The organism is Tenacibaculum sp. 190130A14a, from assembly GCF_964048965.1.
Lineage (GTDB): Bacteria > Bacteroidota > Bacteroidia > Flavobacteriales > Flavobacteriaceae > Polaribacter > Polaribacter polynesiense.
Window position 1 is genome coordinate 311,331 of sequence record NZ_OZ040189.1, and the last position, 17,056, is coordinate 328,386.

Here is a 17,056-nt window from a genome sequence, read left to right on the forward strand (position 1 = left end):
CACAAACTGTCCTTAATTATTATTGTAATTTATATAAAGAGATGTATGTTTAACAACACCCGCCACCATCATAATGATAAGTAGACTCACTAATAAAAATATCATCTCTACCTAAGTCAGCTAAAGCTTGTGCAGTTTTATCACAAATAGCAATAGGTTGATTCTTTAATAAAGTATGCCCTTTTTTATCATCAAAATAATCTTCGTCACCAAAGTAAATTGCAGCTTTTCCTGTGAAAACACAAGGTCCATCTTCTGGCATTGGATCTTTAATAGCAGCTACTTCAATAGATTCGATGTAGATTAACTCATCTGTCGGGTAGTTCTTCGGGTCTAAGATTCGATAAGGTTTTCTTGCTCTAATTTCAATCGTTCCAAAACCAGCATCCGTTAACATTTTCACATATTCTGCAATTGGTAAGCTTCCACTTAAACAAAGTGCACGTAGACGTTCATCGTTACGCAATGTTTCATTCATTGGTTGCTCACAGGTAGGGTCACTCATTACCAAACGCCCGTGTGGTTTTAAAACACGATACATCTCTGCAATCGCTTTTTTTAAGTCGTCTGTTTTAAAGATGTTAAATAAACAGTTTTGCGCTGCAACATCTACTGAATTGTCTTCTACAGGTAAGTTTAGCGCATCTCCTTTACGTAGATCTACAAACTCGCTTTTGAACCAGTCGTTTTCCTCTTCTGCTATTTTAAAGTTTTTGCGAGAAGCCTCCAGCATTTCATCTACAACATCTAATCCAATTACGCCTCCTTTGTTTCTGTTAAAGTAAGCAAATTGTAATAATTCCATTCCTCCACCAACACCGACATAAAGCATTTTAGGATTGTTGGTTAAATCACGAGCATGCACCGTTGAACCACATCCGTAATTCATTTCTTGCATGATTCTAGGTATTTTTAAACCTGGTAACTCCCAAATAGGATTGGTTGTGCAACATAAGCCAACATCAGGAGTTAAGGCAGCTTCTTTATATACATCTTTTGTAGTTTCTAAATAACTCATCTATTTGTCTTTTTTTATTAAAAAGTCTATTGAAAATTTATCTAAACTTTTAGGAAGTAATAGTAAACCTACTAAAAGTATTGTTCTGTACATTACATGAGACAAATCCCATATAGGGTCTTTCATTCCATGACCAATTGTAACAATTACTAATACAGAAGCTAAAAAATACAGAGCAAGATCTCTTTTAAAACCTATAATTAGTAATAGTCCACCTATTAACTCTATGATAGAAGTATAATAAGCAGTGAAAAGTAACAAAAAATCAGGAAGTAGGTCGGTGTAACTTTTAAGAAAAAAGTTCTCATATACATTATTTAATCCAAATTTAAAGACTTTTCCAAATCCTTGGAAAAAGAAAACAAATCCCAGAATTAAACGCATGGTTGCTACCGCTATTTGCTGATTTCGAATCACTATATTTCTTTAATTAATTCTTTGAAAAGTGTAATCATTTTAGGTTCAGCCTTACCAGCTACTTCAATGATTTCTTCAATATTAACTGGTTGCAGGTTTTTTGGATCGCACTCATCAGTTAACACAGATACAGCAGCACATGGTAATTGTAAATGTTTTGCTACAATAACTTCAGGTACAGTGCTCATTCCAACGGCGTCAACCTCTAAAATCTGGAGCATTCTGTATTCGGCTCTTGTTTCTAATTGAGGACCTACAACACTTGCATATACACCTTCTTTCAAGTCTATGTCGTTAGCTTTCGCAATAGCTTTCATTTTTGTATTTAATTCTTTTGAATAAGGTTCTAACATGTCCGCAAAAAGGTCACCTAATTCTCCCGATCCTTTAAATGCTAAAGGAGAACTTCCTTGCAGGTTTAAATGGTCTTCTATTACCATTAAATGACCTTTTTTAAAGTTTAAATTTACAGCACCAGCAGCATTTGAAATTAATAAGGTTTTAATACCTAAAGCGTGTAAAGTTCTAATTCCGTAAGTAACCTCCCATAAATTGTAACCTTCATAAACATGAAAGCGACCTGACATAACAAGTACTTTTTTTCCAGAGAGTGTACCGTAAATTAGTTTTCCTGAATGAAACTCTACTGTAGCTTGAGGGAAATGTGGAATTTCTGAATATGGAATTTCATGCGCTATGTCTATTTCATTTACTAGTTTACCCAAACCAGTACCCAGTACAATTCCAATTTCTGGATTAGTAATTCCTTTATCTTGAAGAAACGTTTTTGTTTCTTGTAAGTCTAATTGTTTTTTTAGCATTTTTAGTTTTGTGTTTGACGTTGTATCACAAAGTTGTTGTTTTAGAAATGTAAACTTTGCTTGACTAAAGTTTATAAAAAACGATCGAATGCAGGGTTGCCTTTAATGTCATCAAAAACATCTACATCGTTTAAGGTTTCTAACAAATGTACTGAAACCTTTTGTAAGTCATTTAAACTATTGTGTAGTACTGTTGAGGTACCCCATTCTTTATTTTTAAAAAGATTATCATGTAGTTTTTTCATTCCTAGTAAGTAATACCCTCCATCTTCTGCTGGACCAAAAACAACATCGTGCAAATTGAGCTTTTCGAAAGCTTCGTTGATGTGTTTTTCTTGTAAATCAAATAAGTCACTACCAATTATCAACACCTTGTCATACTGGTCGTCAAAAGCTTGTTGAAAAGCATTTTGCATTCGTACTCCTAGGTCTTCTCCTGTTTGTGCATACTTATGATAAGCAGTAGTATCCCAAATGTCATTTTCTCTAATTTTTACAGAATAATAAACAGCTTTATCACAATTTAGTTTTTCTGTAACTTCTTTAGTATGATTTAATAAGAATTTATAAATGTTTAGTGCAGATTCATCGCCAATAGTTTTGGCTAAACGAGTTTTTACTTTTCCTAGTTCTGGATTTCTAGTAAATATTAACAATAGGTTCTTATTCATATATCTTTTCTCCTTTGTATAACCACTTACTCCATTCTTTATTGAAGGTGTGGACTTTTTCAGTGGGTTTGTTTTCTTTGTTTACTAAAGTGTTGTTTTGGTTTTTCCACTCAAAAATACCACCGTACAAATTGAAAATATTTGTATATCCTTGTTTTTGAAGTTTTTCAGCAATGTCCTCAGAGCGAATGCCTAAAGAGCAGTATACCACAATTTTGGTGTTTTTATTTTGAGGGAGTTTTTTTAAGGTTTTCTCTAAGTTGAAAAAATCATAACCAACGCAAATAGCATTTTTAAGATGGCTTATTTCAAATTCTTTGGGTTCTCGAGCATCTAATAAAATAACATTGTTTTCGTTCTGTAACTCTGTTATTGAAATATACGGAACACTTTCTGTGTTGTATTTTTTAAGCAACTGATTTAAATTCTTTTGAGAAAAAGAATTTAAACTAATTAAGAGAAGAAAGAAAACAATATTTTTCATGGTTTAAGCTACGGTTCCTTGACAGCTACTTCCTGCTCCTGCAGTACAGCCATAGCAGTGTTGGTTGATAATAATATTTCTGTTTTGTAACAACTCTTCATTATATTCAGATATATGCTTTGCTTTACTAGCTACTTTTAAGTTTAGCATTTGATTAAAATCGCAATCATATAAGTAACCATCCCAACTTACAGATAATGTATTGGTACACATTACATTTTCAACGGCCATTGGATTGTAAGCTTCTACTAAAGCATACATATAATCTTCATAGTTTTCAGAAGCAATTAAATAGTCTAAAAATCTGCTAATAGGCAAATTCGTAATGGCAAATAAACTATTAAATGAGATGCTAAAATCTTCATCTAAAGCCTTTTTGAAATCATTTTCTAATGCAGCTTGATCTCCAGGTAAGAAAGCCCCTGAAGGATTGTAAACCAAGTCTAGTTGTAATCCTGTTCCATCAACTCCATATCCAACTTCATTTAGCATTTGTAATGCTTTGATAGATTTATCGAAAACCCCATCACCACGTTGTTTATCTGTTTTTCCACGGGTCCAATGTGGCATTGATGAAACCACATGAACATTATGTTTCTTAAAGAATTCAGGTAAATCGTAATACTTTTTGTTGGCCCTAATTATGGTAAGGTTAGAGCGTACAATAAAATCTTTAATACCAGCTTTTGATGCTTCTTCAACGAACCAACGGAAATTTGGATTCATTTCGGGCGCTCCACCTGTTAAATCTAAAGTGTGAGCTCCTGTTTTTCGAATTACATCTAAACATTGTTCCATGGTTTCTCTGGTCATGATTTCTTTTCTGTCAGGACCGGCATCTACATGGCAATGTGCACATACTTGGTTGCACATATAACCAACATTTATTTGTAGTATTTCTAGTTTTTTAGGTTGTAAAGGAAACTGATTGGTTTCTTTTATTTTTTCAGCAAACGTGGGTAATTCACCATCAGCAAAAATTCCATTAGATAAAATTTCAAGCTGACGTTGGGTGTTTGCTAAGTCGTTATTTCTAGATTTTAAAGATTTTTTCATCTTGTAAATTTGTGTCAGGTCGAGCGCAGTCGAGACCTTTATGCTATTTCTCAACTGCGCTTGAGAAAACGTATTTAAGAGACGTTTTACATCTCCAGTTTATTCACTTTGTTCATCATTTGAACTCCATGAACTAAGGTAGCACCACTTTTGATGGCTGCTCCAACATGAATGGCTTCCATCATTTCTTCTTTGGTAATTCCACGTTGTAAGCCGTCTTTTGTATACGCGTCAATACAGTATGGGCATTGCTCGGTATGTGCTACTGCTAAAGCAATTAAACTTTTTTCACGAGCAGTTAAAGCACCTTCTTCGAAGACTTTTCCATAATAATCAAAGAACTTGTTACCAAGTTCTTCGCTCCATTCTGTTATTTTACCAAACTTACGTAAGTCTGCAGGGTCATAATATGTTTTAGACATGTTTCTTTGTTTCTATATGAAAAGTAAAAGTACCAAATAGTTTTTACAATTATTAGTGAGTCCCGTTGATGAACATGGGGGTTACTTTCCGTTTAAACTCCAGTCATATTCTAAATAACTAACTTTAGGGTTGTTATTAACCTTAGTTTTTGAGTATTTATTAATAAAGTCTATAAGGCTTCCTTTTTTAGTAAAATCTCCTTTGAACCATTCGAATATTTTAGATAATTGAACTTTGTTTTGTGAAATCTTATTTCTCTTAGTGTCATTGATAAACTTTCTCATTAATAAATCTGTTTTTGACTCGTAATTACTTTCTGTAAAAGCATAGTTTGGTAATTTCGGACAAGATCCTGAGGCACAGTTTACCGCAACATGAATTTTAGGGTCATTGTACTTTTTACGTAAAATCTCATGTTCAATTTGATTTAAAGTGTAAATTTTTCCTCCAACTTTGGCAAAAGGTATTTCCCAAGCATTTTTCCCTTTCTTTTTAATCTTCATAATGCTTTTAAGTGGGTAGTTATCTAAAATTAATTTGATAGTGTATGCGTTATAAGCGTTTGCCCAAAAAGCTTTTGCTTTTGCAGGAGACCAAGATTTCTGAGGTTTTGTTTCTGCCAAATAATTTAAATAAGTCTGAAGCTTGGCTTCATCCGCTTTAAAATTCTTATAGTTTACATTTCCTTTTGGATCTACGTGCTTTTTTAACAATGCGCTATAAGCACTTGTTTGTGCATTTGTATTTAAGAAAAAAGTTAAACTTAAAAGTAAAAATATCTTTTGCATGATTTCGATTTTGAGTTTTAGACGTGAGTATAAGGTATACATTACAAAGAATATTCCAAAAAAAATCTTAAAACAAAAAAAGCCTTAACAAATAAATGTTAAGGCTTTTGTACTGAAGGCGGGACTTGAACCCGCACGGGCATTACGGCCCATTGGATTTTAAGTCCAACGTGTCTACCAATTCCACCACTTCAGCGTTTATACTGTTATATGACTACTTTTTAAAGTTAAAATTAAGCCTCACTCGTTTAAAAGTGAGGCTTAGTACTGAAGGCGGGACTTGAACCCGCACGAGCATTACGGCTCATTGGATTTTAAGTCCAACGTGTCTACCAATTCCACCACTTCAGCATAATCTCTTTAAAAGGATTGAGCGAAAGACGGGATTTGAACCCGCGACCCTCACCTTGGCAAGGTGATGCTCTACCCCTGAGCTACTTTCGCGTAGTCATTTTTATTTTTAAGAACTTGTGCATTACTGCGAATGCGGGTGCAAATATAACACCATTTTTTTAATTACAAAGCAGTTTTTTAATTTTTTATTATTTATTTCAATGTGGTTTGGAGTAAAAATAAGAAGGTGAGGTTTTTAGCTGTATTACTATGTTGAAATTTAAAAATGAACCGTAAAGATTTTAATACTATATAATGTAGTAAAGCTATGGTTATTCAGATGGAATCAAATATCTTTGCAAAAATTTTTTAGAACAATATAGAGTGGAATCGGTTTCAACTTTAAAAAATAAAACTACAATTAAAGAATTGTTCTCTGATTTTAAGCAGCTTACAAAAGTTGGTTTGTCGGTAAGTGTTGTTTTTACATCTGTAACTGGATATTTGTTAGGTGCAGAAGAAATAAATTCAACAATCATTTTACTATTGGCAATTGGTGGATATTTAATGGTTGGTGCATCAAATGCATTTAATCAGGTGATAGAAAAAGATATTGATGCTGTAATGCAACGTACAAAAAATCGTCCATTGCCATCGGGAAGAATGTCTACAACTACTGCTTTAATAATCGCAACGGTATTTACAATTGCAGGTATTGCAATATTATATTCGATCAATGCAAAATGTGCATTATTTGGTGCAATTTCTATATTTCTTTATACAAGTGCTTATACTCCTTTAAAAGCGGTAACTCCGTTAGCGGTGTTTGTTGGAGCTATTCCAGGAGCCATTCCTTTTATGTTAGGCTGGGTAGCTGCTACTGGTAAATTCGGAGTAGAAGCTGGGTTTCTATTTATGATTCAGTTTTTTTGGCAGTTTCCCCATTTTTGGGCGATTGGTTGGTTGCAATATGAAGAATATAAAAAAGCAGGATTACACATGCTTCCTATGGATAAAAAAGACAAAGGAGCTGTGGCGCAAATTATATTTTATACCTGTGTAATGATAATGATGTCTGTAGCCCCAGTTTTAAAAGTAACAGGAGCTTTTTATATTCATCCAATTACGGCTGTTATTGTGTTCTTGTTAGGAACGTTGATGCTTTACTATGCATTCATCTTATACAAGACAGAGAAGAATACAGATGCAAGAAAATTAATGTTGGCAAGTGTTTTTTATATAACCATAGTGCCAATTATATATGTAGTAGATAAATTTTTACATTAATGAGTGAGCAAACTTTACAAGAAGAGTTAAAAGTTGGTAAAAGAAAGTCGGCAAAGCCAATGTTATGGATTTCCATGATTAGTATGGTGATGTTTTTTGCAGGATTAACAAGTGCATACATTGTTAGTCAAAAGAGAGAAGATTGGGTGTCTTTTGATTTGCCAGACGCATTTTACATTAGTACAGTGTTAATTGTATTAAGTAGTCTTACCTTATATCTGTCTCAAAACTTTTTAAAGAAGAACAATTGGAACCTTTCTTTCATGTTATTAATTACGACATTAGTATTAGGATTAGGTTTTGTTTGGTATCAATACGTAGGATTTAATGAATTAAGAGCAGCTGGGTTATATTTTACAGGACCAGAAAGTACCGTGTCTACATCCTTTATTATCGGTATTACTTTTATGCACGTTTTACACCTGTTAGGAGGAGTGATTGTGTTATTGGTTGTTATTTATAATCATTTTAAAAAGAAATATTCATCTACTGATATGCTTGGTTTTGAGTTGGGTGCAATCTTCTGGCATTTCGTAGATTTACTATGGATACTGTTATTTTTATTCTTTAAGTTTTACAAATAATATAAAATGCGTAATTTTGGCGCACTGTTTTAACAAAAATTAACAAAAAGAGATTTATGGGAGCAAATATTGCTGTAAATTCTGACAAAAAAGAGACCTGGGGCGGAGGTGGTGTGAAACCATTTGGCGCTAGTTATGGTAAAATGATGATGTGGTTTTTCATCTTATCAGATGCGTTAACCTTTTCTGGGTTTTTAGCAGCGTATGGTTTAACACGTTTTAAATTTATTGACTCATGGCCAATCGCTGATGAGGTATTTACGCACATTCCGTTTTTTCACGGTAATTATCCAATGATTTACGTTGCCTTTATGACGTTTATCTTAATTGTATCTTCGGTAACAATGGTGTTAGCAGTAGATGCAGGTCATAAAATGCAACAAAAGAAGGTAGCAACATATATGTTTATTACCATTATTTTTGGTATTATCTTCGTTGGATCTCAGGCTTGGGAATGGAAAACATTTATTAATGGTTCTTATGGAGCTGTTAAAACTTCTGATAATCATATTTTACAATTTGTCAAAGACGGTCATCAAGTGGCTTTAGCTGATTTTGTTCACGGTGATAGAAAAGATGGAAGAGTTGAGCACACAGCTAAAAATGGATTATGGTTTAACGATGAGGCTACAATTTCTCAATACTCTGTAGCACAAGTTCAAGAAGCATTTAAAGCAGATCCTTCTTTATTAATTAGAACTGAAAGAATCAATCCAGAGACAAAACAAAAAATTATTTTGTCTAGAGAAGAGAGTTTGGTTCAATTATCAAAAGCAACAGGAGTTGTAGAAGGAGCTAACTTAATACAAAACGAATATGGTAACCCAATTTTTGCAGATTTCTTCTTCTTTATTACAGGTTTCCACGGTTTCCACGTATTCTCTGGTATTGTATTAAACATTATCATTTTCTTCAATGTTGTGTTAGGAACATATGAGCGAAGAGGACATTATGAAATGGTAGAAAAAGTAGGTTTATATTGGCACTTTGTAGATTTAGTTTGGGTATTCGTATTCACATTCTTCTACTTAGTATAATCATAAAAATATTGTAAAATGGGTCACGCACACGAATCAAATACAAAAAGAATTTGGATTGTTTTAGCAATCTTATCTATTATAACAGCAGTAGAAGTAGTGTTAGGTATCTATAAGCCTAAAGGATTGTACTTAGGAGGCTTTTTAGGAACTAGCTGGTTAAACTGGATATTCATCATTTTAACAATTGCAAAAGCTTATTATATTGCTTGGGCATTCATGCACTTAGAAGGTGAAAAAAAATGGTTTAGACGTTCAGTTGTTTGGACAGCGGTTTTCTTAATTTGCTACTTAGTTACTTTAGTATTAATAGAAGGAAGCTATTTACATGAAACATTAGCACCACTTGTAAAATGGTAAGGTGTATATGAAATGATATAAGGTGGTGTTAAACCACCTTTTTTTTGCATATTACTAAACTTAAATTGAGATGAGTAAAAAACAAAAGTATATAGTACTATTCGCTTTATTTATTGTTCCGTTATTGTTTTATATTTTCTTACAATTAGGAACACATAATTTCGGAAAGCTTCCAATAGTTACAAAAGATGTGTTGGATGTTTCATTATTAGAAAAGAAACATACATTTAAAGGTAAAGTATCGGTAGTTGTGTTTGCTGGAAATGATGTTGCATTGGCAGAAGGTGAATTGTTTAACCTAAACGAAAAGGTGTACAAAAAGTTTTATGGGTATACCGATTTTCAAATGATTTGTTTGGTAACAAAGGAACAGGAAGAAGCAGTAGATAAATTCATAAAAAAGGTAAGTATTAACACGAATTTGGTTAAATGGAATTTTGTTTTTGCCTCTAAAGAAGAATTAAACGCGATATACGACAGCTTTAAAACAGGAGAACAATTGGATGCCAACGCACATGTTACAAAAGCTTATATTGTAGATAAGGAGAACAATTTACGCAGAGGAAAAACTACTATTAAGACAAATAAGGCACCAAGTACTTTTGGGTATAATATGAAGTCGGTAGCAGAACTTAAAAATGATATGCATGATGATGTAAAAGTAGTTTTGGCTGAATACAGTTTTGCTTTAAAAAAGAATAGGAGTGAGGACAGAAGAAAACTAAATATTTCAAATGAAAAAAAATAAATATTCATACGTAGGTATTTCCTTTATCGTATTGTTGTTTGGAATTTATTCAATCCCAAAAATTGTAAAGCACTTTCAAACTGCAGATTTATATAAGTTAAGTAAGGTGCCAGATTTTGAGTTTATCAATCAAAATGAAAAAACAATTACAAACAAAGATTTTGAAGGCAAAGTATATGTGGTAGAGTTTTTCTTTACAACTTGTCCTACGATTTGTCCAATAATGAATACCAAAATGGTCAATATTCAGAATGAGTTTATGGGGAATCCTAACTTTGGAATAGCCTCTTTTTCAATAACTCCTGAAATAGACACTCCGCAAGTTCTTAGAAATTATGCTAAGAGATATGGGATTAATCATGTTAATTGGCACTTGCTTACGGGAAAACCGGATGACGCGGTATTTGACTTGTCAAATGAAGGATTTAAACTACCTGTTGGTGTGGGAAGCCAGGATCATGGAGGTTTTTACCATTCAGGATTATTTGCTTTAGTTGATAAAGATGGTTATTTAAGATCTAGATATGACGAACATGGTAATCCTATTGGTTTTTACAGAGCTTTAGAAGAACACGGATTGTCAGATCAAATACAAGAGTTAAAAGAGGATATAAAACTTTTATTAAATGAGTAATAATTCAGTAGAAGAGAAAAAATACAAAAAGTTTATCTCAATTGTTTCAATTATAATTCCAGTAGCAGTGGCTGGGTTGTTTATGATTAATTTGAAAAGGTTAGGTTTTGATGTAGAGCCTTTACGCTTTTTACCACCAATTTATGCTTCAATAAATGGGTTAACAGCGGTTTTATTAGTGGCTGCTGTGGTGGCAATAAAGAAAGGAAATAGAAAATTGCACGAGCAATTAAATATGTTTGCTATTGTTTGTTCGGTGCTCTTTTTAGTGATGTATGTTGCCTATCATATGACCTCAGACTCGACTAAGTTTGGAGGAGAAGGAGTAATAAGATATGTGTACTACTTTATTTTGATTACCCATATTTTACTTTCTATAGTAGTGATCCCTTTTGTTTTATATACGTTTATGAGAGCACGCTTAGGTCAGTTTCCAGCTCATAAAAAAATAGCAAAAATCACATTTCCATTATGGTTGTATGTAGCCGTTACTGGTGTAATAGTGTATGTAATGATATCTCCGTATTATGTGTAAGAAACTTTTATTTGGGGTACTGTTATTTTGGTCGTTAAATATCTCATCTCAATGTGCTATGTGTAAGGCTGTAGTTGAGGGAGGGAATGAAACCATGGCAGAAGGAGTGAATGAAGGGATAACTTATTTAATGATATTTCCTTACATCCTTGTAGGGATTTTGTTTTACTTCATTTATAGGCATAATAAGAAGGCGAAAAATTAATTTACAAATTCTAGTAAATTAATTGTAACATATTGTAATTTTAGTCGTCATATAAAAACAAAATAAAAAAAAGATGTTCGATTGTGGACTGTAAAGTGTTCATAATCAAACATTTTTTAAGTTGATTTTTCTGTAATTGTTTTGTTTTTAAAGAATTACAGAGCGTTTCTTTTTTTGGAACGGCAATTGACAGACTTAAATGAACAAAAAAATATACGTCTTGAAAACAAAAATTGTACTACTAGCCACTTTATTTGCTTCATTAGCAGGGTTTTCTCAAAAACAATGGACTCTTAAAGAATGTGTGGATCATGCATTAAAAAACAACATAACTATTAAACAGAATAGATTAAGTGTTGATATTGCTAAATCAGATGTGAAGAATGCAAAAGGAAACTTTTTACCAACTTTAAATGCATCTACAGGAGGTAATTTAAACTTCGGTTCTACATTTGATCCTGTAACGAACGATAGGGTTTCTACCAGTACCTTTGGGGGATCTGCAAATTTAAGAGCAGGAATTACTGTTTTTAATGGTTACAGAAACTTAAATACATACAAACAAGCTAAGTTAGGAGTTGAATCAAGTAAACTTGATCTTGAAATTATTGAGAATGATATTTCATTAAGGGTTGTAAATACCTATTTAAGTGTATTATTTGCTAAAGAAAACCTAGAAGTAGCAAGAGTTCAGGCAGAAAATAGTAAAAAACAAATAGAAAGATCTCAAGCTCAGTTTGAAGCTGGAGCAATTCCTAAAGGAGATTTACTAAATGTACAATCTACTGCAGTAACAGACGCACAAAATTTAGTGACTCAAGAAAACAATTTAAACTTTACCTTATTACAATTGGCACAATTGCTACAGGTAGATTCGGAAGGTTTTGATGTTCAAAAGTTAGAAATAGACAAACCCTCGGTTGCTATTTTATATGATAACGCCGGAGTGGTTTACAAAAAAGCATTAGGAAATCGTCCTGAAATTGAAAAAGCAAAATTAGATATAAAGAATTCTGAATATGGAATCAATATAGCAAAGTCTGGTTACTTACCTACAGTATCTTTTTCTGGTAGTATTGGAAGTAATTATGGTTTTAATTTAGATTTACCAGCTGGTTTTTCTAATACGTCTCTTTTTACTCAGTTAGATAATAACTTGGGTTATGGTGTAGGATTTAGCGTTAATGTTCCAATTTTTAATGGGTTTAAAAATGACGCTAATGTGCAACGCTCAAAAATTAGCAAGTTAGTTTCTGAAACGAGGTTGGAAAATCAAAAATTACAACTGCGTCAAACAATTGAACAAGCATATTTAGACGCTAAAGCAGCGGCAAAGGCTTATGAGGCAGCTTCAATCTCTTTAGAAGCACAGAACGAAGCATTTAAAAATGCACAAGAAAGCTATAACTATGGAGCTATGACTCAGTTTGACTATGATCAAGTACGAAATAGATTAGTAAATGCAGAAGGAGCTGCAATTAGAGCAAAATATGATTACGTCTTTAAAACGAAAGTATTGAAGTTTTACTTCGGAGAATCTATTTTAGATTAATTTTAAAGCATAAAGTACAAATTTTAACCTCACCAATTTGGTGAGGTTTTTCTTTGTGTATCTTTGTCAAAAAAATAAGATAGGTGGCAACAATTCTTAATATTGAAACAGCAACAAAAAATTGTTCAGTGAGTATTGCTAAAGACGGAAATGTTTTGGCGTTAAAAGAACTTAATGATGGGAATTATTCGCATGCGGAGAAATTACATCCTTTTATTCAGGGTATCATTAAAGAAGCTTCTTTAAGTATGAAAGATATCGATGCAGTTGCTGTTAGCAAAGGGCCAGGGTCTTATACTGGACTAAGAATTGGTGTTTCGGCAGCAAAGGGCTTGTGTTTTGCTTTTGATAAGCCGTTAATTTCAATTGATACATTAACTTCCTTAGCGTACTCTATTGACGTTAAAGACGCTTTAATAGTACCTATGTTAGATGCACGTAGAATGGAGGTTTATGCAGCAGTTTATAATGAGAATTATCGTCAAATAAGAGAAATAAAAGCAGAGGTCATAGATGAAAATTCCTTTGCTGAATATTTAAAAGATCGGAAAGTGTATTTTCTTGGTGATGGTGCAGCAAAGTGCAAAGAAACAATAATACATAACAATGCTATTTTTATTGAAGGAAAATTTCCTTCAGCAAAAGAGATGGCGGCATTAAGTTATGACAAGTACAAAAAAAACGACATCGAAGATGTCGCTTATTTTGAACCTTTTTATTTAAAAGATTTTGTGGTTACTCCAGAGAAAAAGAAAGTTTAACCTTCTTTTTGTATCTCCACCGAATGTGGATAAGGAATTTCAATTCCTGCCTTATCTAGAGCTATTTTTACATTTTCAGTAGTACCAAAGTATACATCCCAGTAATCAGCTGTGTTTACCCAAGGACGTACGGCAAAATTAACCGAGCTATCTGCCAATTCAGATACATTAACAGAAGGAGCAGGGTCTTGTAATACTTTTGAGTTAGAAGTTAAAACTTCCATTAAAATTTCTTTGGTTTGTTTAATGTCCGCGTCATAAGATACTCCGAAAGTTAAATCAACACGTAGCTTACCTTCAGCGGTATAATTAATAATATTCCCATTAGATAAAGCTCCGTTAGGAATAATAGCTAATTTGTTTCCAGGAGTATTTAAATGGGTCGTAAAAATTTGAATTTCTTTAACAGCCCCGGTAATTCCTTGAGCTTCGATTAAATCGCCAACTTTAAAAGGTTTAAAAATCATAATTAGTGCTCCTCCTGCAAAATTAGATAACGAACCCTGTAAAGCTAAACCAATAGCTAAACCAGCAGCACCAATAATCGCAGCAAAAGAAGTTGTGGCAACACCAAGCTTAGAAACTACAGTAACAAATAATAAAGCCTTTAAAGCCCAGCTTAATAAATCTGCTAAAAACTTTTGTAACGTAATATCTACGTTTTGCCTTTTCATTATTCTTTTAGCTGCTTTAACAATAAATTTAATTATAAATAAACCTACAATTAAAATAGCCAAAGCGGTTAGCACTTTAGGTGTGTACTCTACTAATAAGTCTTGAATTTTATTCCAATACTTTTCCATGTTTAAAATTTAAAAAATTAATAATTGATTATTTGAGTTAATGGTAGTAGTGGTTTTTAGTTAAAGTTTAGAAAAGCAAAAATACTAAACCTAGTAATGCAGGTATCGATTGTACAAAGAAAATTCTTGGTTTTTTTGTAGAATAGGCTCCGTAGATACCAGCTACAAACACACAGCATAGGAAAAAGATAGCTACGTCAGTTTTTTGACTTATCATAGCCCAAATTAACCCAGCGGCTAGAAAACCATTATACAATCCTTGATTGGCTGCCAAAGTTTTAGTTTCTTCCGCAAATTCCTTACTTTTTAAACCGAAAGTTTTAATTCCTTTGGGTTTGGTCCAAAGAACCATTTCTAAAATAACGATGTAAATATGAATTAGAGCAACTAATCCAATTAAAATGTATTGTAATGTATTCATGCTTTCAAAGATAAAAAAAGCAGTTTTGAGAATCCAAAACTGCCAGTAGTATAGTTTTTATATTTAGTTTATTACTTTACTTCAAAAGTAACCTTAAGGTTTACTCTGAATTCGCTTACCTCATCATCGTTAACTACAACACTCTGCGATTGTACAAAAGCAGATTTGATGTTTTTAACCGACTTCGAAGCTTGCTTAATAGCTTTTTTAGTTGCGTCTTCCCAACTTTTTTCTGAGTTTGCTAAAATCTCAATAACTTTCATTACTGCCATAATAATTTTTTTTAGTTAAAAATGAGTTTGAATATACTAATTTTTTGGGAGCTAGAGGAGTAGCAAAAATAGGGGTATTTATCTCTATGTTAACTTAATGTTATGTAAATGTTTGTTTTTTGTAAAAAAATACATATATTTGTAATGTTAGTGTTAATAATTAAAGTGTTGAATATGAAAAAAATAGTTGTAATAGCATGTATGTTGTCGGCTGCTTTAATGCAAGCTCAAGAAATAACGCCTAAATATGAAAAGGCAGGAGATATGGTAAAAGTAACTTCTTACTATGAAAATGGTAAAGTTAAAGAACAAGGTTTCTTTAAGAATAAGAAGTTAGAAGGTACTTGGGTTACTTACGATAACGAAGGAAACAAAACGGCTATTGCACACTATGATCAAGGTAAGAAAGTAGGAAAATGGTTCTTATGGCATAAAGATGGTTTGAAAGAAGTGAATTATGAAAATAATGCCGTAGCCAGCGTTCAACACTGGAAAGAGTCTACTAATATTGCAATAAAATAATTGTTCAACCAAATATTCTTGGTTATATAAAAAAGGTCAGGTTTTTACCTGACCTTTTTATTTTCTTCCAAAATCTGCGGGAATCTCTCCCCAAGCTTTGGTTTCCCATTTTATAAGAGGATTCTTATAAGTATTGTTTTGAAGCCAAGTTTCGGCTCTTTTTATTAAATCTAGTATTTCTTTATTTGAGCTATCGAAAACAATATTAGTTCTGCATTGCTTTTTTTTAACCCAACTCATTGCAATTTTAGAATCTGAATAGATAGGAGTAGTTTCCATTTTTTTACTCTTTAACAAAGCAATTCCGTGCACTAAAGCTAAAAATTCTCCAATATTATTGGTGCCATTTTTAAAAGGGCCCATTTTAAAGATTTCTTTTTTAGATTTAGTAAATACACCTCTGTACTCCATAAGTCCAGGGTTTCCTGAGCATGCAGCGTCAACAGAAATGGTATCTAATAGAGGAGTGCCATATTTGGCTTTTTCAGAAGCAGAAAGTGTGGGCTTTTTAGTATCCTTTCCTTTATAGTCTTCATATTTTTTTTTCAAAGCAATCTCTGCTTCATCTTTACTAGAAAAAGCTTTGTATTGTGCTCCTTGAAAGCCGTCAATTTGTTTTTTGCAAGTTTCCCAAGTAGAAAAAACACCGGTTTTTTTTCCTTTCCAAACTACATAGTATTTCTTTTTTTTAGCCATGCTTAATAATTACTTCTTCAATTACTTTAGGAAAATGCTTGTATTCTAACTCATGAACTTTTGCTGCAATGGTTTCTGGAGTGTCATTTTCTGAAAGAGTAGTAGAAGCTTGAAAAATGATGGCTCCTTCATCATAATTTTCATTTACATAATGAATAGTAATCCCAGTTTCAGGCTCGTTTTGTTCTTTTACAGCTTTATGAACATGCATACCGTACATGCCTTTTCCTCCAAATTTTGGCAGTAAGGCAGGATGAATATTGATTATTTTGTCAGGGAACGCCTCAACAATTTTTGAAGGAATTCTCCATAAAAAGCCTGCCAAAACAATAAAATCGGCCTCAACATGTAAGAAATTTAATACAGTATCTTCTTTGGTAAAGTTCTCTTTATCAAAAAGTGAAGCCTCTATATTTAAGCGTTCACATCGCTCAAAAACTTTGGCATGCTCATTGTTAGACAGCACATGAGTAACAGTAGCAATCTTAGAAGAATTGAAATAATTGATGATATTTTCGGCATTGCTTCCGGATCCAGAAGCAAAAATTACAATGCGTTTCATGGTTTTTTGTTGTATTGTTACTGCAAAAAAAAGAATAATTATTAACAACAAGGGCAACAATAACAA

Annotated in this window: 23 protein-coding genes and 3 tRNA genes; 10 read left to right on the plus strand and 16 right to left on the minus strand. The window is 32.7% G+C overall.

Going from position 1 to position 17,056, the window contains the following annotated elements; translation table 11 throughout:
* Nucleotides 1-49: 49 nt before the first annotated feature.
* The 11 genes from arsM to ABNT22_RS01495 all read right to left on the minus strand — a co-directional run bounded on the left by arsM (nt 50) and on the right by ABNT22_RS01495 (nt 6,122).
* On the minus strand, nt 50-1,018 hold the full coding sequence (gene arsM, locus ABNT22_RS01445; protein ID WP_348715715.1) for an arsenosugar biosynthesis arsenite methyltransferase ArsM: 969 nt from the start codon (nt 1,016-1,018) through the stop codon (nt 50-52).
* Nucleotides 1,019-1,435 (minus strand): DoxX family membrane protein, encoded by a 417-nt coding sequence (locus ABNT22_RS01450; RefSeq protein WP_348715717.1) that lies wholly within the window; start codon nt 1,433-1,435, stop codon nt 1,019-1,021.
* Complete coding sequence (locus tag ABNT22_RS01455) at nt 1,435-2,256, minus strand: purine-nucleoside phosphorylase (RefSeq protein ID WP_348715718.1); 822 nt, start codon at nt 2,254-2,256, stop codon at nt 1,435-1,437. Before ABNT22_RS01455 ends, ABNT22_RS01450 begins: the two co-directional genes overlap by 1 nt.
* A gap of 71 nt (nt 2,257-2,327) precedes the next feature.
* Nucleotides 2,328-2,927, minus strand: a complete 600-nt coding sequence (locus ABNT22_RS01460) for a TIGR04282 family arsenosugar biosynthesis glycosyltransferase (protein WP_348715720.1) — start codon at nt 2,925-2,927, stop codon at nt 2,328-2,330.
* Nucleotides 2,920-3,411, minus strand: coding sequence for a rhodanese-like domain-containing protein (locus ABNT22_RS01465; protein ID WP_348715722.1), 492 nt, complete (start codon nt 3,409-3,411; stop codon nt 2,920-2,922). The genes ABNT22_RS01460 and ABNT22_RS01465 overlap by 8 nt, the downstream gene beginning before the upstream one ends.
* Nucleotides 3,412-3,414: 3 nt before the next feature.
* A complete protein-coding gene (gene arsS / locus ABNT22_RS01470; protein ID WP_348715723.1) occupies nt 3,415-4,467 on the minus strand; it encodes an arsenosugar biosynthesis radical SAM (seleno)protein ArsS in 1,053 nt (350 codons plus the stop codon).
* 86 nt (nt 4,468-4,553) lie between these two features.
* On the minus strand, nt 4,554-4,889 hold the full coding sequence (locus tag ABNT22_RS01475) for an arsenosugar biosynthesis-associated peroxidase-like protein (RefSeq protein ID WP_086029663.1): 336 nt from the start codon (nt 4,887-4,889) through the stop codon (nt 4,554-4,556).
* Between the two features lie 81 nt (nt 4,890-4,970).
* A complete protein-coding gene (locus ABNT22_RS01480; RefSeq protein WP_348715725.1) occupies nt 4,971-5,678 on the minus strand; it encodes a DUF547 domain-containing protein in 708 nt (235 codons plus the stop codon).
* A gap of 110 nt (nt 5,679-5,788) precedes the next feature.
* Nucleotides 5,789-5,874: transfer RNA gene (locus ABNT22_RS01485), tRNA-Leu, on the minus strand.
* Nucleotides 5,875-5,943: 69 nt separating this feature from the next.
* Nucleotides 5,944-6,029 (minus strand) — tRNA-Leu (locus ABNT22_RS01490).
* A 21-nt stretch (nt 6,030-6,050) separates the two neighbouring features.
* A tRNA-Gly gene (locus ABNT22_RS01495) sits at nt 6,051-6,122 on the minus strand.
* A gap of 273 nt (nt 6,123-6,395) precedes the next feature.
* On the opposite strand from ABNT22_RS01495, the gene cyoE reads away from it, so the two are divergent.
* The 9 genes from cyoE (at nt 6,396) to tsaB (ending at nt 13,714) form a co-directional block, all read left to right on the plus strand.
* The gene (cyoE, locus tag ABNT22_RS01500) at nt 6,396-7,298 is read left to right on the plus strand and encodes a heme o synthase (protein ID WP_348715727.1); all 903 of its coding nucleotides are present in this window, start codon (nt 6,396-6,398) and stop codon (nt 7,296-7,298) included.
* A complete protein-coding gene (locus ABNT22_RS01505) occupies nt 7,298-7,882 on the plus strand; it encodes a heme-copper oxidase subunit III (protein WP_348715729.1) in 585 nt (194 codons plus the stop codon). The genes cyoE and ABNT22_RS01505 overlap by 1 nt, the downstream gene beginning before the upstream one ends.
* A 56-nt stretch (nt 7,883-7,938) precedes the next feature.
* The gene (locus tag ABNT22_RS01510) at nt 7,939-8,919 is read left to right on the plus strand and encodes a cytochrome c oxidase subunit 3 (RefSeq protein WP_348715731.1); all 981 of its coding nucleotides are present in this window, start codon (nt 7,939-7,941) and stop codon (nt 8,917-8,919) included.
* A gap of 18 nt (nt 8,920-8,937) precedes the next feature.
* On the plus strand, nt 8,938-9,279 hold the full coding sequence (locus ABNT22_RS01515; RefSeq protein ID WP_348715732.1) for a cytochrome C oxidase subunit IV family protein: 342 nt from the start codon (nt 8,938-8,940) through the stop codon (nt 9,277-9,279).
* Nucleotides 9,280-9,349: 70 nt separating this feature from the next.
* A complete protein-coding gene (locus tag ABNT22_RS01520; RefSeq protein WP_348715733.1) occupies nt 9,350-10,027 on the plus strand; it encodes a hypothetical protein in 678 nt (225 codons plus the stop codon).
* Complete coding sequence (locus tag ABNT22_RS01525; RefSeq protein WP_348715734.1) at nt 10,014-10,661, plus strand: SCO family protein; 648 nt, start codon at nt 10,014-10,016, stop codon at nt 10,659-10,661. Before ABNT22_RS01520 ends, ABNT22_RS01525 begins: the two co-directional genes overlap by 14 nt.
* Nucleotides 10,654-11,196, plus strand: coding sequence for a DUF420 domain-containing protein (locus ABNT22_RS01530; protein ID WP_348715736.1), 543 nt, complete (start codon nt 10,654-10,656; stop codon nt 11,194-11,196). The genes ABNT22_RS01525 and ABNT22_RS01530 overlap by 8 nt, the downstream gene beginning before the upstream one ends.
* A gap of 425 nt (nt 11,197-11,621) precedes the next feature.
* A complete protein-coding gene (locus tag ABNT22_RS01535) occupies nt 11,622-12,953 on the plus strand; it encodes a TolC family protein (RefSeq protein ID WP_348715737.1) in 1,332 nt (443 codons plus the stop codon).
* Between the two features lie 83 nt (nt 12,954-13,036).
* Nucleotides 13,037-13,714 (plus strand): tRNA (adenosine(37)-N6)-threonylcarbamoyltransferase complex dimerization subunit type 1 TsaB, encoded by a 678-nt coding sequence (gene tsaB / locus ABNT22_RS01540; RefSeq protein ID WP_348715740.1) that lies wholly within the window; start codon nt 13,037-13,039, stop codon nt 13,712-13,714.
* Here the strand turns inward: tsaB and ABNT22_RS01545 are convergent.
* From ABNT22_RS01545 to ABNT22_RS01555, 3 genes are all read right to left on the minus strand, one after another.
* Nucleotides 13,711-14,517, minus strand: coding sequence for a mechanosensitive ion channel family protein (locus tag ABNT22_RS01545; RefSeq protein ID WP_348715742.1), 807 nt, complete (start codon nt 14,515-14,517; stop codon nt 13,711-13,713). The genes tsaB and ABNT22_RS01545 overlap by 4 nt on opposite strands.
* A gap of 67 nt (nt 14,518-14,584) precedes the next feature.
* A complete protein-coding gene (locus tag ABNT22_RS01550; protein ID WP_348715744.1) occupies nt 14,585-14,938 on the minus strand; it encodes a DUF1304 domain-containing protein in 354 nt (117 codons plus the stop codon).
* 71 nt (nt 14,939-15,009) lie between these two features.
* Entirely contained in the window at nt 15,010-15,210 is a 201-nt protein-coding gene (locus ABNT22_RS01555; protein WP_348715746.1) for a dodecin family protein, read from the minus strand.
* Nucleotides 15,211-15,384: 174 nt separating this feature from the next.
* Between ABNT22_RS01555 and ABNT22_RS01560 the strand changes: the two genes are divergently transcribed.
* The gene (locus tag ABNT22_RS01560; protein WP_348715749.1) at nt 15,385-15,732 is read left to right on the plus strand and encodes a nicotinic acid mononucleotide adenyltransferase; all 348 of its coding nucleotides are present in this window, start codon (nt 15,385-15,387) and stop codon (nt 15,730-15,732) included.
* A 57-nt stretch (nt 15,733-15,789) separates the two neighbouring features.
* Here ABNT22_RS01560 and ABNT22_RS01565 read toward each other — a convergent pair whose 3' ends face one another.
* On the minus strand, nt 15,790-16,428 hold the full coding sequence (locus tag ABNT22_RS01565) for a ribonuclease H family protein (RefSeq protein WP_348715751.1): 639 nt from the start codon (nt 16,426-16,428) through the stop codon (nt 15,790-15,792).
* Nucleotides 16,421-16,990, minus strand: a complete 570-nt coding sequence (locus ABNT22_RS01570) for a phosphoribosylglycinamide formyltransferase (protein WP_348715752.1) — start codon at nt 16,988-16,990, stop codon at nt 16,421-16,423. The genes ABNT22_RS01565 and ABNT22_RS01570 overlap by 8 nt, the downstream gene beginning before the upstream one ends.
* Between the last annotated feature and the right edge of the window lie 66 nt (nt 16,991-17,056).

What these genes read in the sequence shown, in the direction of transcription:
- ABNT22_RS01480 (WP_348715725.1), bottom strand. Translation starts at nt 5,678, where the DNA reads ATGCAAAAGATATTTTTACTTTTAAGTTTAACTTTTTTCTTAAATACA.
- ABNT22_RS01555 (WP_348715746.1), bottom strand. Translation starts at nt 15,210, where the DNA reads ATGGCAGTAATGAAAGTTATTGAGATTTTAGCAAACTCAGAAAAAAGT.
- ABNT22_RS01530 (WP_348715736.1), top strand. Translation starts at nt 10,654, where the DNA reads ATGAGTAATAATTCAGTAGAAGAGAAAAAATACAAAAAGTTTATCTCA.
- ABNT22_RS01515 (WP_348715732.1), top strand. Translation starts at nt 8,938, where the DNA reads ATGGGTCACGCACACGAATCAAATACAAAAAGAATTTGGATTGTTTTA.
- ABNT22_RS01460 (WP_348715720.1), bottom strand. Translation starts at nt 2,927, where the DNA reads ATGAATAAGAACCTATTGTTAATATTTACTAGAAATCCAGAACTAGGA.
- ABNT22_RS01570 (WP_348715752.1), bottom strand. Translation starts at nt 16,990, where the DNA reads ATGAAACGCATTGTAATTTTTGCTTCTGGATCCGGAAGCAATGCCGAA.
- arsM (WP_348715715.1), bottom strand. Translation starts at nt 1,018, where the DNA reads ATGAGTTATTTAGAAACTACAAAAGATGTATATAAAGAAGCTGCCTTA.
- ABNT22_RS01550 (WP_348715744.1), bottom strand. Translation starts at nt 14,938, where the DNA reads ATGAATACATTACAATACATTTTAATTGGATTAGTTGCTCTAATTCAT.
- ABNT22_RS01455 (WP_348715718.1), bottom strand. Translation starts at nt 2,256, where the DNA reads ATGCTAAAAAAACAATTAGACTTACAAGAAACAAAAACGTTTCTTCAA.
- ABNT22_RS01465 (WP_348715722.1), bottom strand. Translation starts at nt 3,411, where the DNA reads ATGAAAAATATTGTTTTCTTTCTTCTCTTAATTAGTTTAAATTCTTTT.
- ABNT22_RS01505 (WP_348715729.1), top strand. Translation starts at nt 7,298, where the DNA reads ATGAGTGAGCAAACTTTACAAGAAGAGTTAAAAGTTGGTAAAAGAAAG.
- ABNT22_RS01565 (WP_348715751.1), bottom strand. Translation starts at nt 16,428, where the DNA reads ATGGCTAAAAAAAAGAAATACTATGTAGTTTGGAAAGGAAAAAAAACC.
- ABNT22_RS01520 (WP_348715733.1), top strand. Translation starts at nt 9,350, where the DNA reads ATGAGTAAAAAACAAAAGTATATAGTACTATTCGCTTTATTTATTGTT.
- ABNT22_RS01510 (WP_348715731.1), top strand. Translation starts at nt 7,939, where the DNA reads ATGGGAGCAAATATTGCTGTAAATTCTGACAAAAAAGAGACCTGGGGC.
- ABNT22_RS01475 (WP_086029663.1), bottom strand. Translation starts at nt 4,889, where the DNA reads ATGTCTAAAACATATTATGACCCTGCAGACTTACGTAAGTTTGGTAAA.
- arsS (WP_348715723.1), bottom strand. Translation starts at nt 4,467, where the DNA reads ATGAAAAAATCTTTAAAATCTAGAAATAACGACTTAGCAAACACCCAA.
- ABNT22_RS01525 (WP_348715734.1), top strand. Translation starts at nt 10,014, where the DNA reads ATGAAAAAAAATAAATATTCATACGTAGGTATTTCCTTTATCGTATTG.
- ABNT22_RS01560 (WP_348715749.1), top strand. Translation starts at nt 15,385, where the DNA reads ATGAAAAAAATAGTTGTAATAGCATGTATGTTGTCGGCTGCTTTAATG.
- ABNT22_RS01545 (WP_348715742.1), bottom strand. Translation starts at nt 14,517, where the DNA reads ATGGAAAAGTATTGGAATAAAATTCAAGACTTATTAGTAGAGTACACA.